The sequence below is a fragment of the Lysinibacillus pakistanensis genome (assembly GCF_030123245.1).
In the GTDB taxonomy this organism is placed as follows: domain Bacteria; phylum Bacillota; class Bacilli; order Bacillales_A; family Planococcaceae; genus Lysinibacillus; species Lysinibacillus pakistanensis.
This window is the reverse complement of the sequence record NZ_CP126101.1, coordinates 1127925-1145793: the sequence shown is the minus strand read 5'-3', so window position 1 is coordinate 1145793 and position 17869 is coordinate 1127925. Positions and strand designations below refer to the sequence as shown.

The window sequence follows — 17869 nt, the reverse complement described above, 5'->3', positions numbered from 1 at the left end:
CCGAGAGAAACGAGAATATGCACAAAAGCTACGACCAATTTTAGGTAGGTTAATTTTCCCTCCCTACGATATAGGCTGATTTAAATTTTCACGTAAATCTTGAATAATTTTCTTTTCTAATCGGGAAATATAAGATTGTGAAATCCCTAAATGATCTGCAACTTCTTTTTGTGTCATTTCAATTTTACCGTTGAGACCAAAGCGACATTCCATAATATATCGTTCACGCGCACCTAGTAAATTAATGGCATGAAACATATGCTGACGCTCTATTTTCTTTTCTACATTATCTAAAATAATATGCTCTTCTGTGCCTAAAATATCAGACAATAGTAATTCATTGCCATCAGCATCAGAATTAAGTGGCTCGTCTAGCGAAACTTCACCTTTCATGCGACTTGTTTTTCGTAAATGCATGAGAATTTCATTTTCAATGCAACGTGAAGCATACGTTGCAAGCTTAATATTTTTATCCGTATTGAACGTTTCAATTGCCTTAATTAAACCGATGGAGCCAATACTGATTAAATCCTCAATCGGCGTACCCGTATTATCAAAACGTCTAGCAATATAAACAACAAGACGTAAATTACGTTCAATTAGTGTGTCTCTAGCTCGTAAATCACCATTCATAAAGGATGCAATGACTGTAACTTCTTCTTCTCGACTTAGTGGCACTGGCAATGAATCATTTCCCCCTATATAGTACGTTTCACGACTCCGAAACTTACTCCATAATTTTTTCAAGCTAGCAAGTAGCCTAAGAAGCAATAGTTCTCCCCCTCTATGAGTTATTTGAAAGCGCTGAAAAATGTAAAATTGCTGCTGTGCTATGTGGAAAATTTTTAGCCTTCTTTGTTAAAACGATATATTCATTTGTTTTCACTTGTAGGGGCTCCCCCTTTATTTGCCACTCATTAAAGCGAAAACCTAGCACAACTGACTGCTGTTGTACTGTATTGACATGAATAAACCGTATTAAACGCTGATAATCTTCTGAAAACATGGATACATTATACGGATCCGTTTCTTGCCATTCTACTAATGATTTGCAAAATGCTATCGGCAAATGTGGCTTTAACGCTTTATAAGAGACAAAGTGAACTGGTTTTCCTGATAGTGGTTCAATCGCTTGATTTCCCGTATCTACAAACGCAGAAAGCGGTATCGTAACATCAAAAATTGTTAAAATTGTATCAAAAACAAACTGACCACTTAAGCGCTCAAGCTTTACAAATCCCCATTGCTTATAAAAAGCAACTAGGTTACCAACAGCTAATAGTAGGCAAATAATGATAAAATGGACAACAGAAAGATTTTTTAAATAGGGTTGTAATGCTGTAAGCAACCCTCCAATAATAATTGTTGCTGTTAAAACAATTGGCCCTTGTTTTTGAAAGCTTCGAAGTTTAAAATGAAAAGCTATGCCAATTAATAGAACAAAGCTCAGCAATGTTGTCCACAGCAATTGACCACCAATTACAGCTACAAAACTACTACAAATCGAACTCATTAATAATCTTGTATTCTTTACAAAAACCCCTGTTACTTTTGCCGTAAACGTGAGTATCGCTAGATTAAATAGCGTATTAATGAGCACCAGCCATTCTCCATACATAACAGCCGCCTCCTACTTACAAAGTTAGCATGTTATACTCACAAATATTGTCAAACAATCGCATCATTTCCTAAAAATCTTTTGACAAAATACATGGTTTCCTTACACATTTGAACAACTTTACAGACAAATATAAAAAGCTCGTATTCTACATAAGTAAAATACGAGCTTCATAGTGTTGAAAAACTAAATGGTCAAGGGACTCTTTGTGAATATTTAGTCAAAAAGAAGGTGATTTCCGTTCCAGGCTACTCGCTTTCCAGTGGGCGAGCGACGAGCCGCTTCCTGCGCTGTCGCTCCGTGCAGGGTCTCATCTGTCTCGCTATCCCACGGGAGTCGAGTAGCCTTGCACTCCAATCAGCAATAGTGTAGAACTTTAAATATTTTCTTTCCTCAAAAGTAATGTAAAAGCATGTTACTCACCATCATTAAATGGATAGAATAGTGGACAATTCTATAGCTGTCAACCTACATTTTATGCATAAAACTACTTTGTAACTTTACAAAATTCACTTATTAAAATGTTACCAAAGCTCCATTTTGCGCAAAATAGTGATGGTTAAGACTTCAAAATTTATCACTATACTTTTATGTGAAATGCCAGAAGAAAATACTATGAGCAGTGGTTGATTGGAGTGTAGACTGAGTGACTTCTTGGGGATTCAGCGTCACAGATGAGACCTGGAGCTTCACAACGCGAGTGAAGCGGTTCATCGGAAGCCCCCAGGAAGCTCTGCTCTGCGCGAAAGCGAAGCGTCAGCGGCAAAGCATTCAGTTCGGAACAGAGATCAACCCCTTGTTTTAAAAAAGGCTATGCTTTTTAATTTGTCACCTTGATTTCATTGACATAATAGTATTTCAACAACATGAAGCTCGTATTCTACATAAGTAAAATACGAGCTTTTAAGAAGTAAGATACTATCCACGATTTTTACGATTACGTAAAAACGCTGGTACCTCTAGCATATCATCTTGACCATATTGTTGTTGATTTTGTCGAGGTTGCTCTTGCTGAACATGCATGTCTTGACGTTGTTCACGAATAGGTGCTTGCTGTTGCTGTACAGCCTGTCTATTTGTATTTAACGAAGGTCTTGTAGTATTGCGCTGTTGTTGTAATGCTTCTTCAGAGAAGCCAGTCGCAATTACAGTTACAATAATTTCATCTTTTAGATTTTCATTAATAACAGAACCGAAAATCATATTTACCTCTTCATCTGATGCTGAAGCTACTATATCTGCCGCTTCTTGAACTTCAAATAAGCTTAAGTTTGAGCCTCCAGTAATATTCATCAGGACACCTTTAGCGCCATCAATTGAAGATTCCAGTAAAGGACTTGAAATAGCTTTCTTCGCTGCTTCTGCAGCACGATTTTCACCTGTAGCAATACCAATCCCCATTAACGCAGAACCTTTGTTAGACATGATTGTTTTTACATCTGCAAAATCTAAGTTAATAAGACCTGGTGTAGCAATTAAATCGGAAATACCTTGTACACCTTGTCGTAAAACATTATCTGCTTCACGGAAGGCCTCTAACATTGGCGTAGATTTATCGACAATTTGTAGCAGTTTGTCGTTCGGAATAACGATTAAAGTATCCACAGATTCCTTCATGCCGCCAATACCGCCGATAGCTTGCGTTTGTCGCTTACGACCCTCAAACGTAAATGGTCGTGTAACAACACCGACAGTAAGTGCGCCTAAATCACGAGCAATTTGTGCAATGACTGGCGCTGCACCAGTACCAGTTCCTCCACCCATTCCAGCTGTTACAAATACCATATCCGCTCCACGTAGAACCTCTTCTAATTGTTCACGGCTTTCTTCGGCAGCTTTTTTTCCTACTTCAGGATTTGCTCCTGCACCTAAACCACGAGTAAGTTTTGCTCCAATTTGTAGCTTCACTTCTGCTTTTGATAAATTTAATGCCTGTGCATCTGTGTTTACTGCGATAAAGTCTACACCTTGTACACCATGTTCTATCATTCGATTGACAGCGTTGTTACCGCCGCCACCAACACCAATAACTTTTATTACTGCAAGTTGATCAACACTTGTATCAAATTCTAACATTTCTTTTTCCTCCCACGGTAACTCGACTCTGTATCATTCATTACGCATTCTAGATCAATTATGCCTCGGTATAATTGCGTCCGGAATCGGCTTTGTGCTTAGGCCTGCACGACGCAGGTCAGTTAGCCGTTATCGCATGGATGCGATGATTTTAGGCTAACATCCTCTAAGACCGCCTTTCCGATTCCGTGACATCCGCCGGAGGCATTAACTTCTTTCAGTAGGTGTTTGGACATCTGCTGAAAAGTAGCTTAAATCCGCATTCATCTCACCACCTATAGAGGTGGTGACTTCTGTAGCTGACGCTTTGCTTTCGCTACAAAAGAGATTTGCTGAAAGAAGTTAATCAAAAAACTTATCAAATAATTTTTTTGCTCTACCAATTACGCTTCCTTTTGATTCTGAAGGTGAAGCATATTCTTGCTTCTTAGGTGTGGCTGTTGGAGATCCTACAACCGCATATTCAATAGGTTGCGTATTCGTACCTTTTCCGTAAAAATCATCTTCTAAATAGGCGTAACGAATAAGTCCAACTGCCGTCGTAAATGAAGGCTCCCTAACGCCAATATAATCAGGTGTATATATTCTAACACGGGTTTGCAAAATCTGACGTGCCAGTTGAGCAATACCTTCAAGCTTTGCAACACCACCCGTTAAAACAACACCGCCAGGTAAATCACGGACACCAAGACGTGCTAACTCGTCAATCACTAACTCTAAAAGTTCTTCTAAGCGCGCACCTATTATTTCGGATATATAGCGTTGACTGTATTGATCTGTTGAATCCGTTCCAACAATTGGTACTTCGAAGATTTCATCATCTGATGCGTCATCATAAAAGGCATGTCCAAATTGATGTTTAATTTGCTCAGCCTGTTCTGTTGGTGTTTTTAAAACGATTGAAATATCTTTCGTAATATGGTCACCACCAATTGGAATAACACCCGTATGTGTTAACAGTCCCTCTTCAAACACGGCAATAGTAGTTGAGCCTCCCCCTAGGTCAATAAAGGCTGTCCCTTGGTTTTTCTCATCCTCTGTAAGCGCAAAAAAGCCTGCTGCTAGCGGTTGCAAATATATTTCTCGTATACTTAACCCTGCCCGCTCTACACAACGTAAAACATTGTGTAAAAGTGTTTTAGAAGTTGTAATCATCGTTGCATCCATTTCTAGACGAATTCCAATCATACCTCGTGGATCTTTAATTTCATCTAAGTTGTCCACAATAAATTGTCTTGGAATAATATTCACTAATTCACGTTCAGGAGGTATTGACATGACTTGTGCAGATTCCACCACTCTGTCTAAATCATCGTCTGTAATTTCTCTATTTTCACTATTTACAGCGACAACACCCTTAACTAGTTGTAACATCGTCTGGTTAGCTGGAACACCCAGAACAACTTCATTAATTTGAAAGCCAGTCATTCGTTCTGCTTGTTCGATTGCTTTTCGAATCGATTGAACTGTTGCATCAATATCAACAATTGCACCTTTTCGAACGCCATTCGATTTTACATTTCCGACGCCAATTACATGTAATTGTCCGTCACTCATTTCACCTATTAATACCTTGATAGAGGATGATCCTATATCAAGGGAAATATATAAATCTTGCTGATTCAATTCGCTGCACCTCCTTGAAAAATGCTCTTATTTTCATTCTATTGTAAATTTGGCGTAATGTCTAAGCAAATCGAGTATTTTGCTCAATTTTTCTCTCATTCTGTGGAAGATTTCTTCTTTTTGTGACGTTTTTCATCTATCTTAGTTAGTAAAATACGCCTAATTATTGCTATATTTTGGAATAAACGTACTCCGAAAGCGAAAATAGCTGCTAAATATAAATCTATTCCTAAATACACACCCAAAAAGGCTAAACCTGCAGCAAGAATTATATTAAAAAAGAAGCCCGACACAAAAACTTTATCATCGTATACTTGCTGTAGTTGAGCACGAATACCGCCAAATAATGTATCTAAAGCTGCTAAAACTGCTATTGACAGATAATTTTCATAGATAGAGGGAATTTGTATATTTGTTAACAAGCCTAGGGCAAGTCCAAATATCAAACCTAAAAATGGTAGCCACATATTTTATTCTCCTTTTTTCACCTCTGTTAAATAATCATTTGTCAATGGCTGATCAAATGCTGGGATTGTTAATTGTTCAGTCGGCTCTTCAATGACTAAATTAAAATTATCTAAATAAAAGGAATCAATAAATGTTGAAGCCTGTAACGAATTGTACATCTTTTGAGCTTCCTTAAAAGAGCTTGTCCCAACATATATTTCAAAAGAAGGTGATGATAGTGCTACACTATTCACAGTTGTTTTTCCATTTATGTCTCGAATGGCTGTCGTATGTACAACGCGGTTTCCATCTATCGAAACACTAGCCGCATTGCTTTTAAACAAAGCATTCAATAGTTGAGTCAGCAAATCAGGTGAAATTTCTTGGATGTCATACCCCATTTCCACTAATTCTTGTGCTGGCTCTATTCGCATTACAACTCCTGGACCACTGACTTCAGTTAAGCCTGCTTGAAGCTTTAAACGATTCAATGTTTCATTTAAAGCTGCTTGTAAACTTGCTTTTTCAGATTGCTCATAGCGACCCACTACTTCATTGAGTGAGCGAATTTCTGCTAATAATGTGGAATGTCTTTGCTTTTCTTCTGCTAATTCCTCTCTTATGGCCCAAATATCTCGTGTATCTCGCTCAGCTGGTTGTTGTATAGTATTGTACTGTACCGCTATCATCAAACCGATAATAAATAGCACGATCGTTATTCGGGTGTACATATTTTTTTTCAAAATAGCCCCTCCTAGACGTATCGTAACCCCCATGAATAACGCCTTAGATTTTGAATATGCAATTGCATGTAAAATCTGCAACTTCTCAGGAGGCTAATGTTGAAAATGATTAAACGTTAGATTAACTCTCAACCTTTACTTTTGGCATACTTAATTTCTGATTTTCTTCTAATGACACAACAATATTGTCATTTAATAACTGATCCACCACACCACCATTTAAATTTAATGAGGACACCAATGTTTGAGAATCACCGACAGCCTCAATAATAAATGGCGCAGGATGCTGCTTGCCATCAATCGTAATTACGGGTCCATTACAACGTATATAGGAATTCGCTAGAACTCTTTGGCCATTAATGGCAATTGCCTGTGCACCAGAAATTTTTAGCTCATTGAGCAATTTAAACACATGGCTTTCATGAACAATATAGTCATTAGGATTTGCAGATTTAGGATCATAATCACCATCTTGTAGAGTTATACGAATACCTTTTCCTTCGGCTGGTAAGTCACCTAATAATAATCGTAAATCCTCTGCTTCTTCAACAAGCTTTTTGTTAGCCTTTTCATCTGCAACAAATGATTTCTCATACTTGCGAATTTTTTCTTGCAGCGAATTTGCTTCTTCTGCTAGGACCTTATTTCGTTCTTGCTGGGTTATTAACTCCTCACGGTATGAATCCTCTTGCTCAAAAAGCTCTGAATCAATTGAACCTGCATTTCGGTTATCTTTTGCCTGATTGTATGAATAGCCAATAATAAATCCCATTGTTATACAAACAATCAGCAATTCAAATTGCTTCCTTGACAAAAAACTCCCTTTGCTATTCATTTGTTTGTTGCTCATCATTATTCACTTCCTGGTTGGCCGATTCTTCATCTTCTCTACCACTTACATCAATGCTTATTTTGTTATATTCATCATTGTAAGGACGATAATATGAACCTACCTCTAAATCAATAACACCCTTTTCTAAATTACTAATTTGTGCCACAATTGAGGGGTAATAATTTAACTTATCAGCTAAAGTTTGAATAACAGCCCGTACTTCATACCCATCATTCATATAAAGTCTGACTGCATTAGGGTTTGTCTCATTACTGTTTGTATTGACTTGAGAAATTAAGGCTAATACTTCTGGCTTTAAATTAGCTAATTGCTCTACAAGCTTGTTGATCGTTTTTTCACCAGTTATGCCGATAAAAACAGGGGCATCAATTGGCACCTCATCACCAGCTTGCTCAAATCGCTTGCCATTTTCAAGTAAAGGATAATAGGTACCATCACCAGCTAAGTATGCAACTTTTTTCCATTCCTTTATTTCTATTGTTACATCTCGTAGCCAGTTACGTTTAACATGTGCTTCCTTTACCCATTTATCCTTGAGTATTAACTTCTCAATATCGTTTACCTTAAAACCCCACATCGACTTTCCAGGAGCCAGAGTACTGGCCTGTAAATAATATTGTTCATCTGCTAAACGAGCACCGTTAACTGTAATTTTGTTGATTTTACTGTAAGGAGATTGAAAATAAAGGAGTACTGCTAACACGATAAAGAAAAGTAATATTAGCACTATAAATTTACGATTTGTACGCTTTTTTCGTCGCTTTTTTAGCGTAGGTATGCGATCTTCTATATCAATTACTTTCTCCAAAAAGTACTCCTCCTTTATATTTATTTCGCTAATTGATAAATAATACCTATTATTAACCACATTGTTACTAAAGATGTTCCACCGTAGCTAATAAAAGGCAGTGTGACCCCTGTTACAGGAACTAAGCCAATCACTACAGATATATTTAGAAAAGCTTGCACAGTCAGCATTGTCACAAGTCCTATAATCGCGTAATAGGATGCTCTCGTTTTAGCTTGCACTGCAAATTTATAACCAGCATAAATCGCTATTACAAATAATGCTAAAATAACGAGACCTCCAAGCAACCCAACCTCCTCTAAAATAATGGCATAAATAAAATCATTTTGAGGCTCCGGTAAATATAAAAACTTCTGTCTGCTTTGTCCAAAACCATGACCAAAAATGCCAGCTGGTCCAATTGCCATTAATGATTGTACAGCTTGAAACCCACTTACCAAGGGGTCCGCCCATGGATCAAGAAATGCTTTTATGCGCGTTAATCGATATGGTGCTGTTGCAATCAATCCTACTAATCCTGCAACTCCTGCCACCATAAACATCCCATAAAGTTTTAATGGGTAGCCTGCTACAAAAAACAATAAAAAGACTGAGACCACTAATATAAATACCGAGCCAAAGTCAGGCTGCAGCATAATGAGAACCACTGGTAACACTAGAACGAATCCATGGCGCCAGTTAATAATCGGTGTACCTGTTTTATGCTGTGCTAATATATGACTCAAGTACACTATTACTGTAATTTTCGTAAGCTCTGCTGGCTGAATGGTTAATGGACCTACACCAATCCAGCTTTGCGAGCCATTTCGTACCAGTCCAATGCCTGGAATAAGTACAAGGACCAGTAAAATTAACGAAAAAATATACGCCATTTTCCAAAAGGATTGCTCTCTTAAAATATTTAATCGAATGGTGATTAAAAATACGACAATGGCAACAGCAAAATACATACTTTGCTTCATATAAAACGGCATTTTTCCACTATAATGAATGGCACTCCAATAGGTACCTGCAGAATAGACGAAAATAATGCCGATTATTGATAGCATCAATGTTGTGACGAGCAATAAATAGCTTTCTTTCCCTCTCAGTACTGCCATCCTTCCAAGTCAAGTATATTCTAAAATAGTTACAGACTTATGACAGCTTCATTACAGCTTCAATAAAAACATCTCCTCGAATTTCGAAACTGTCATATTGATCCCAGCTTGCACATGCAGGCGACAATAGAATAACATCACCCTCAGCTGACATCGGTGCCGCATAATGTACAGCATCCTCCACATTTTGTGCAATGATTGTTTGTTGTACGCCACACGACTTCGCAAATTCTACAAAGCGTAAGCCTGTTTCTCCAAACGCCACTACACCCTTGACATGCCCCATACATGGACGTAATTCCTCAAACGAATGACCTCGATCTAAGCCTCCTGCTAGAAGAATAACAGGTGCCTGAAATGCATCTAAGGCACTTTTTGTAGCTAAGCAATTTGTTGCTTTGGAATCGTTATAAATTTTTCTTCCATTCCATTCACGTACAAACTGTGTACGATGACGAACGCCACCAAATGTCGCAAGAATTCCCTCCATTTTAGCTTTATCACAACCAACTAAAATACATGCTGCTACTGCTGCTAAAATATTTTCTAAATTATGTTTACCTGGCAAAGCAATGATAGATCGATCCATATATGGTTCTCCCTGCCAGTAAATCGTTGTGTCATCTGCACTAATTCCTTCAGTTGTACGTCCCTTTGAACTAAATGGAACCTTATTTCCTTTAGATTTTGCAGCATAGCCCACAACAATTGGTTGATCAGCATTATAAATAAAATAATCATTCTCATCTTGATTACGAGTAACACCGAATTTTGCCTCTGCATAATTGTCAAATGTTCCATGATAATCAAGATGCGCATCATAAAGATTTGTTAGAATCGCTATTTTAGGTTTGAATGTTTTTGTCCCCATCAATTGAAACGAGGATAATTCCGTTACAATCATATTATCTTTCTGAGCTTCTCTTGCAACGCCACATGCAACTGTTCCAATGTTTCCAGCAATCAGTGGTTTTTTACCACCACTATTCAGCATGTCAAAAATCAAAGTTGTTGTTGTTGTTTTACCATTCGAACCGGTAATTCCAATAAATGGTGCTTCGCTTATCAAATAGGCTAGCTCAATTTCCGTCCAAACAGGTATTTCTCGGCTAACGGCATCCGCTACAATTTTATTGCTATAAGGAATACCCGGATTTTTCACCACTAATTCAAAGCCTTCATCCAGAAGATCCTCTGGATGGCGACCACAAATAACTGTTATTCCCTTTTGCAATAAACCCTGTGCATCTGGACTTTCATCAAATGGCTTTGAATCATTGACCGTCACAAAGGCGCCTAGTTCATGTAAAATTTCGGCTGCTGCCACACCACTTTTTGCAAGGCCTAAAACAAGTACCTTTTTATGTTGTAGATCTGTATAATTTCTCATAAGAACGCCTCCGATAAGACTGCAATCAATGCTACTGCTAAAGCGGTTGACCAAAAGACAAGGACCACTTTCCACTCTGACCAACCTGATAATTCAAAATGGTGATGGATAGGACTCATTTTAAAAATACGTTTTTTACGAAGCTTAAAGCTACCTACCTGTAAAATAACGGATAATGTTTCAATCACAAACACTAATCCCACTAATAACAATAAGAATTCCTCTTTTATCAATACAGACACCATAGCTAAAGCTCCACCTAAGGCTAATGATCCTGTATCTCCCATAAATACCTTTGCAGGATTTGCATTAAACAATAGAAACCCTAATAATGCACCTGTTACTGCAAATGCAAATAAAGCAATATCAGCTTGATCTTGGAATAGCGCAATAACACCAAAGGCTGCAAAGGCAATAGAAGCTGTACCTGCCACAAGTCCATCTAGACCATCTGTTAAATTTACTGCATTTGAGAAGCCAACCAACCAGAAAATTAAAAAGGCTACATAGAAAATCCCTAAATCAAATGTCAAGTCTGTAAATGGTATAGCCAGCGTTGTATCAAATGATCCTACATGTAGTAAGAAATAAGCCAAAACTGCGATGACGATTTGACCAATTAGCTTTTGCAGGGATGTTAAACCAAGGTTACGTTTAAAAATAACCTTTAAGCCGTCATCTAGTAGGCCGATTAAGCCAAATCCAGCTAATACTAACAACAGTACGATGGTTTGTGTGGTAAATAAATCTAAAAAGCTTCCTACACCAACAGTAGTGAGGATAATAGCAATTAAGAAAATAATGCCCCCCATTGTTGGAGTACCTGCTTTTTTCATATGTGATTTTGGTCCTTCTTCACGAATACTTTGACCGAATTTAAGTCGACGAAGAAGAGGAATACTAATTGGTGCCAGAATAACTGTTACTATAAAAGCAAGAGCTAAAATGGTAAGCGTTGTTGCGAGTTTCATTGAAAAATCTCCTTTAAATCTTGTTTCACTTTCTTCTTCAAGAAAAAAGCATAAACTTTCATTTATTTATTACTACCCTTCATAATAATAGTGGTTCTTTCCCATTTTTTAAAGGTAAAGTTATATTAGTTCTCCAAATACAAATGAATTGTGCCATCTTGTTTGATAACACTATCCACTTCAGGCAGTTGATTACCAATTTTAGTTCCTTCACCATGCCATTCAATACGGAATGGATAATGCTGCTTCGCAATATCATCCTTCGTTTGACCAATAAAGCTTGGTACCTTCACAGTGATTGGATCACCCCAACGATAATCCTTTTCAAGCTGTTCCTTCGATTTTTCAATGCCAACAAAAGGTGCAACATCTTCAATAATCTGACCAACAATCGGAGCTGCAACAACACCACCAAATTGAGTTGTTTTCTTTGGGTTATCCACCGCTACATACACAACAATCTGTGGATTATCCGCTGGAGCGAAGCCGATAAAAGATACGATATATTCACCGCTTTTATAACGCCCATTCTCTACTTTCTGTGCTGTTCCCGTTTTCCCTCCAATACGTAAGCCATCTCGGTAGGCCTGGCGTCCAGAGCCCTTTGCTACAACTGATTCTAATGCACCTCGAACCTTGGCAGATGTCTCCTCACGAATAACCTGTTTTTTAACTTCTGGTTCAGTCTCCTTAATAACTTCCCCAGTATTTGGATTAAAAATCTTCTTCACAACATATGGCGTATAAAGCTTGCCTCCATTTATAGCTGCGGCAACTGCCTGTACTTGTTGAATAGGCGTAACCGCCACCCCTTGACCGAAAGAAGTTGTAGCCTGCTCCACTGGTCCAAAGGCTTCTTTAGAAAATAATATTCCCGAGGCTTCACCTGCAATATTAGACCCTGTCTTTTGACCAAAACCAAAATCCTTAATATATTGTAGTAATCTTTCACTGCCAAGTCTTTGTCCTAATTCTATGAATCCCGGGTTACATGAATTCTCTACAACTTCAAGGAATGTTTCATGACCATGCCCACCACGATTCCAGCAACGCAATCTAGCGCCAGCAACCATTGTATAGCCTGGGTCATAGAACGTATCATGTTCTAAATCCACTAAATTCTCTTCTAGTGCTGCACTCAAGGTAATAATTTTGAACGTTGATCCAGGCTCATAGGTCATCCATACAGGTAAATTCCGATTATAGATAGCGGGTTCAACAATTTGATATTCTGCAGGATGGAAGGTTGGATAGGAGGCTAATGCTAAAATCTCGCCATTGTTGGGATTCATTGCAATAGCTAACGCTTGGTCAGCCTCATAACGCTCCATAGCCTGAGATAATTCACGCTCCACGACCTGTTGCACATCTACATCAATTGAAAGCTCAATCGTTGCTCCATCTTCTCCCGGCTTCCAAGCACTTGCAACATTTGGTAAGTTATTGCCCTTGGCGTCTGTAAAAAGGCGAATGGCAGAGGAATTAGCATGGAGTAGTTTATCATATTCATATTCAATGCCTGCTAACCCTTGGGCATCATAGCCTGTAAAACCTAAAAATCGTGAGAGCATTGTGCCGTATGGGTAATCCCTTGCATAATCGACCCCACTATATAAGCCTTCGATTTGCATCCCTTGTAGCTGCACCGCTTTTTCATAGGGAATATTTTTTCCTTCCGGTGCCAACTTCACTAAATATTCTTTCTTCTTCATTTTCTCCAATAGCTTTTGTTCATCAACATCGAGCACCTGTGCTATCTTCGCAGCAGCGCCTTCAATATCTTTGCTTTGAGAAGGCATGAAATAAAGAGTGGGGGCAAGCTTATTTGTGACAATACTTTGCCCATCACGATCTGTTATATGACCGCGTTCATTTGCAAAAGGAATTTCTCTGTCCCAATTCTCTTCTGCCTTCTTTGTCAGCTCTTTTTGATCTAGTACCTGTAAGAAGAACAATCTAATGACAATGGCTACTGCAACACCCATAAATAATACATATAAAATACGTAAACGTTTTTTAGAATGGATAGAAATCCACTTCATTCGACATCACACCTTGTTTTTTACAACGTATGAAATAAAGTGGACTTCTATTCAGTATCTATTGATCAACAATTTGTTCAACTTCATCATCAGATGTTGCTTCAACGTCTTTTATATAGCTTTCTGCTGGTGTTTTCAGCTTCACAACTATCGGTGAACTATCTGAAATTACTGTACCTGCGGATACACTTTGGCTCGCTACAAAGCCCTCACCCACAACCTCTATCTCTAGATCAGCCATTGATTTGAAAACAAGTACATTGCGCAACGACCAATCAGTAAAATCTGGTAGGGAAATATCACCTTCTGTTTTTAAAAACACAAAATTACCTTTAATTAGTTTTTGAGGACCTTTCGGATACTGGTCAATGATTTTCCCGCCGCTTCCAACAACAACTGGCTGTAGTCCATCATTTGCAAGCTCTACCTGTACCGCCTCAGCACTTTGACCTGTGTAGTCTTGGATTGCTGCATTATCCACCTGTTTGACATCTTCTGTATTAACATTTAAATACTTTAAACTATTTAGCATAACTGGCTTAAATATTTTTGACACTGGAACAGAACCATTTTCCCCTATTTTAAGCTTAGGTTTTGTTACTGAGACGTACATAATAAGCTGAGGATTATCAACTGGCGCCATTCCTAGGAACGAATACAGATAATCATTGGCAAGATAACCGCCACTTGCTTTCGGTATTTGGGCAGTTCCTGTTTTACCTGCAACTTCATATTCATTAAGGATAAAGTCCTTTGCTGTCCCATGCTCAGCAGTTAAAGTAGATGCAAGGATTTCCCTTACTTGCTTCGCTGTGTCAGCAGAAACTGGCTGTCCTTTTTCAATCGGCTTATGATTTTGAATGATTTTTTCTGTCGATGGATCTACAATTTGATCAATGACATAAGGCTGCATCATTTTTCCATCATTCGCTATTGCTGTCATCGCCTGTACAAGCTGAATTGGCGTAACCGTAGAGCCTTGACCAAATGTTGTTGTAACACGTTGAATCGGGTATTTTGATAAAAGTGTACCTGCTGCCTCATTCGGTAAATCAATACCTGTTTTCTTGCCAAAACCAAATTTATCTAAATAATCATAAAAGACATCCTCGCCAATAAGCTTTAATAAATGTGCCATTGCCGTATTAGATGAACGCTGGAATCCTTCTAAATACGTAATGGTACCCCAACCGTTCCCTTTATTATGGTCTCTAACTTCACGATCAAGAACTCTATATCGCCCTGACTTATACCAAGCATTTGGTGGCCATGTATTTGTATCAATAGCTGAGGCAAGCGTGAACGTTTTCATTGTTGAGCCTGGTTCAATGGTTTCCTCAATCACATCGTTTAGCCATTTCATATTTGTCCCTTCCCGTGTATCAGGATTAAATGTTGGGCGCTGGGTCATCGCCAGTATTTTCCCGGTTTTTGATTCTGCCACAACAGCTGTCATGGATTCAGGATCATACTCCTTTTCAACCTGTGACATCGCTTCCTCTAAAAAGCTTTGAATTGTTTTATCTATTGTTAAATAAATATCATCCCCATTTTTGGCGGGTGTCACCATTTTTTCGCTATTTGGCAATAGATAACTAAAAGCATCTGTCTCGTATTCAATTTTACCGTCTTTTCCAGATAACTCTTTGTTATAGGTTAATTCAAGCCCCATCTTACCTTTTGTTGTGAACGTATGATCTTTATTTTCCTCTTTCACTGCGAAGCCAATTAAATGTGAGGCAAAAATCCCATTTGGATAATAGCGTTTCAAATCATTTACAAATAGAATCCCAGGCAATTTCTCATCTACGATTTCACTCATAACCTGATGGCTAATTCCTCGTCCTGCACTACCAAATTCAACTTGATAAGGTTTTTCTCCATTTTCCTTTAACCTTGTTAGCTGTTTATAAATCGCTTCCTTATTCTTTGCATCCTCTTTATTCATATGAATATACTGCGATAAAATTTCAGCTGTTTTTTCTGGATCTACAACATGTCGCGGTTTTTTTTTATCCGTCGTGGCCTTTTCATTGACGACTGCGATTAAGCGATAGCTTAGCGTATCCTCTGCTATAACTTGTCCAGTCCGATCATAAATCTTACCACGATTTGCTGTTATGGCACTTTCCTTGCTATACTTTGCAGCTGCTCGTGCCGCAAGCTCCTGTCCTTCTGCCTCACCTGTCGCCTGTAATGTCACCATTCTTGTGAATAATAGAAAAAAGAGCCCTCCATAAAAAATCATTAATAGAAAGGCTCCCCATTGGAATCGAAATCTCTTTTTTTTCATTCTCCCGGCACTACCTTTACATTTTTCTCATTTTGAGTTAAACCGAGTTCTTCCGCTTTTTTCCATATATTTTCGTATGTAGAAAGTTCACTTACACGAACCGTCAAGTCAACATTCTTTTTAGCAATCTTTTCTGCTTCTGCTTCAATTTTTTGAATGTCCATACTTGTTGTTTGAATAGCCGCTTGCTTATTTAAAACGACTACCGCTAATACAACAATAATACCAACTAATGCAAGTAGCATTGTTTTTTCAAACTTCTGGTTCGTTTTTTTACGACGTATGATAGTGGGTTGTGGACTAGGTGGTGTTATCGGTTGTTGCACTTGTTGATGTTGGTGCTGCCTTACACGTACTGCTGCCATTTACTCACGCCCTTTGTCGTTAATTTTCTCCACCACTCTAAGCTTCGCTGAACGTGCACGATTGTTAACCTCAAGCTCCTCATCAGATGGAACAATCGGCTTTCTCGTAATAAGCTTTAAAGTTGGCTTCATGTCATCAGGAATTACAGGTAAATTTGGTGGTAATTCCGGTAATGATGACGCTTCCTTAAAAATAGTTTTGCATAGGCGGTCCTCCAATGAATGGAACGTAATGACACTAATGCGTCCACCTACGTTTATCATATCAATCGCATCGACTAATGAATCCTCTGCTGCGCCTAGCTCATCATTTACAGCAATTCGTATTGCTTGGAATATGCGCTTTGCTGGATGTCCACCTTTACGGCGTGCCGCTGCTGGAATACCCTCTTTTATAAGTTCTACAAGTTGACCAGTTGTTTCAATCGGTGCCACCTTACGTGCCTCTTCGATTTTACGAGCAACCTGCTTTGAAAACTTCTCTTCTCCATACCTAAAAAAGATACGTACTAAATCTTCATATGCCCATTCATTCACAACATGAAATGCTGTAAGTGTTGCTGTTTGATCCATACGCATATCTAATGGTGCATCATGATGATAACTAAAGCCTCGTTCTGGTGTATCTAGCTGTGGCGATGAAACACCTAAATCATATAAAACACCATCTACTTGCTCGATACCAAGTGCGAATAATTCCTCTTTCAAATTTCGAAAATTAGAATGGATAAACGTCACACGTTCGATATACGGTGCTAATCGTAATTTCGCATTGTTAATAGCTGTCATATCTTGATCAAAGCAAATTAAACGGCCCTTATCAGATAGTTGTTGTACTAAATATTCACTATGCCCTGCGCCACCTAGCGTACAGTCCACATAGATTCCATCAGGATCGATGTTCAACCCGTCAACAGTTTCTTTTAATAGCACGGTTGTATGATCGAACATACCACTCGCTCCCTTCAGGCCTTAACTTTATTCAACTGACATTTTGACAAAAGTTAAAAATCAAAGCCAATCATATTTTCTGCAATTTCATTAAAGGATTGCTCAGACTCACTAAAGTAAGTCTCCCAAGCATCTTTTGCCCATATTTCTATTCGATTCGAAACACCTAGCACAACACATTCTTTCACAAGATGCGCATGTTGCATAAGAGTTGAAGGAATATTGATACGACCCTGCTTGTCTATTTCTACTTCCGTTGCCCCTGAAAAGAAGAACCTTGCAAATGCACGGGTATCTTTTTTGGTCATCGGTAAGCCCTTTAATTTTTCTTCGAGTTTTCGCCATTCATCCATAGGATAGCCAAATAAACAATTATCGAGTCCGCGTGTTACAACAAACGTTTCGCCTAAGGCTTCACGAAATTTTGCGGGCACGATTAATCGTCCTTTCGCATCAACAGAGTGTTGATATTCTCCCATGAACATGCTATTCACCCCACTTTATTAAATAATGTACCACATCCCCCCACTTTCCTCCACTTTTTTTAAAAAAAACTTGACATTTCATCACTTAATGTGCAAATAGA

General features: G+C 38.4%; 16 protein-coding genes. All 16 read right to left on the bottom strand.

The annotated features are described in order from the left end of the window. Positions 1-63: 63 nt before the first annotated feature. A complete protein-coding gene (gene sigE, locus QNH24_RS05360; protein WP_053594633.1) occupies positions 64-771 on the bottom strand; it encodes an RNA polymerase sporulation sigma factor SigE in 708 nt (235 codons plus the stop codon). A 13-nt stretch (positions 772-784) separates the two neighbouring features. Next, positions 785-1618 (bottom strand): sigma-E processing peptidase SpoIIGA, encoded by an 834-nt coding sequence (locus QNH24_RS05355; protein ID WP_283871078.1) that lies wholly within the window; start codon positions 1616-1618, stop codon positions 785-787. A gap of 918 nt (positions 1619-2536) precedes the next feature. Next, the gene (gene ftsZ / locus QNH24_RS05350; RefSeq protein WP_283871077.1) at positions 2537-3694 is read right to left on the bottom strand and encodes a cell division protein FtsZ; all 1158 of its coding nucleotides are present in this window, start codon (positions 3692-3694) and stop codon (positions 2537-2539) included. A gap of 342 nt (positions 3695-4036) precedes the next feature. Continuing rightward, positions 4037-5320, bottom strand: coding sequence for a cell division protein FtsA (ftsA, locus tag QNH24_RS05345; protein WP_283871076.1), 1284 nt, complete (start codon positions 5318-5320; stop codon positions 4037-4039). A 95-nt stretch (positions 5321-5415) separates the two neighbouring features. After that, positions 5416-5787, bottom strand: coding sequence for a small basic family protein (locus QNH24_RS05340; RefSeq protein ID WP_283871075.1), 372 nt, complete (start codon positions 5785-5787; stop codon positions 5416-5418). A gap of 3 nt (positions 5788-5790) precedes the next feature. Then, positions 5791-6510 carry a DUF881 domain-containing protein gene (locus QNH24_RS05335; RefSeq protein ID WP_283871074.1) on the bottom strand — a complete coding sequence of 240 codons (720 nt, stop codon included), beginning with the start codon at positions 6508-6510 and terminating at the stop codon, positions 5791-5793. A gap of 121 nt (positions 6511-6631) precedes the next feature. Further along, entirely contained in the window at positions 6632-7360 is a 729-nt protein-coding gene (locus tag QNH24_RS05330; protein ID WP_283872745.1) for a DUF881 domain-containing protein, read from the bottom strand. Further along, on the bottom strand, positions 7338-8171 hold the full coding sequence (locus tag QNH24_RS05325; protein WP_283871073.1) for a cell division protein FtsQ/DivIB: 834 nt from the start codon (positions 8169-8171) through the stop codon (positions 7338-7340). Before QNH24_RS05325 ends, QNH24_RS05330 begins: the two co-directional genes overlap by 23 nt. Positions 8172-8191: 20 nt before the next feature. Continuing rightward, a complete protein-coding gene (locus tag QNH24_RS05320) occupies positions 8192-9271 on the bottom strand; it encodes an FtsW/RodA/SpoVE family cell cycle protein (RefSeq protein WP_283871072.1) in 1080 nt (359 codons plus the stop codon). A 37-nt stretch (positions 9272-9308) separates the two neighbouring features. After that, positions 9309-10661 (bottom strand): UDP-N-acetylmuramoyl-L-alanine--D-glutamate ligase, encoded by a 1353-nt coding sequence (gene murD / locus QNH24_RS05315; protein WP_283871071.1) that lies wholly within the window; start codon positions 10659-10661, stop codon positions 9309-9311. Beyond that, complete coding sequence (gene mraY / locus QNH24_RS05310) at positions 10658-11632, bottom strand: phospho-N-acetylmuramoyl-pentapeptide-transferase (RefSeq protein WP_283871070.1); 975 nt, start codon at positions 11630-11632, stop codon at positions 10658-10660. The genes murD and mraY overlap by 4 nt, the downstream gene beginning before the upstream one ends. Positions 11633-11757: 125 nt before the next feature. Continuing rightward, on the bottom strand, positions 11758-13674 hold the full coding sequence (locus QNH24_RS05305) for a stage V sporulation protein D (protein ID WP_283871069.1): 1917 nt from the start codon (positions 13672-13674) through the stop codon (positions 11758-11760). Positions 13675-13732: 58 nt separating this feature from the next. Continuing rightward, on the bottom strand, positions 13733-15967 hold the full coding sequence (locus tag QNH24_RS05300) for a penicillin-binding protein (RefSeq protein WP_283871068.1): 2235 nt from the start codon (positions 15965-15967) through the stop codon (positions 13733-13735). Continuing rightward, the gene (gene ftsL / locus QNH24_RS05295) at positions 15964-16332 is read right to left on the bottom strand and encodes a cell division protein FtsL (RefSeq protein ID WP_283871067.1); all 369 of its coding nucleotides are present in this window, start codon (positions 16330-16332) and stop codon (positions 15964-15966) included. The genes QNH24_RS05300 and ftsL overlap by 4 nt, the downstream gene beginning before the upstream one ends. Further along, the gene (gene rsmH / locus QNH24_RS05290; RefSeq protein ID WP_283871066.1) at positions 16333-17283 is read right to left on the bottom strand and encodes a 16S rRNA (cytosine(1402)-N(4))-methyltransferase RsmH; all 951 of its coding nucleotides are present in this window, start codon (positions 17281-17283) and stop codon (positions 16333-16335) included. Positions 17284-17336: 53 nt separating this feature from the next. Then, positions 17337-17768: a division/cell wall cluster transcriptional repressor MraZ gene (gene mraZ / locus QNH24_RS05285; protein ID WP_068983256.1), complete on the bottom strand. Its 432-nt coding sequence runs from the start codon at positions 17766-17768 to the stop codon at positions 17337-17339. Positions 17769-17869: the final 101 nt, after the last annotated feature.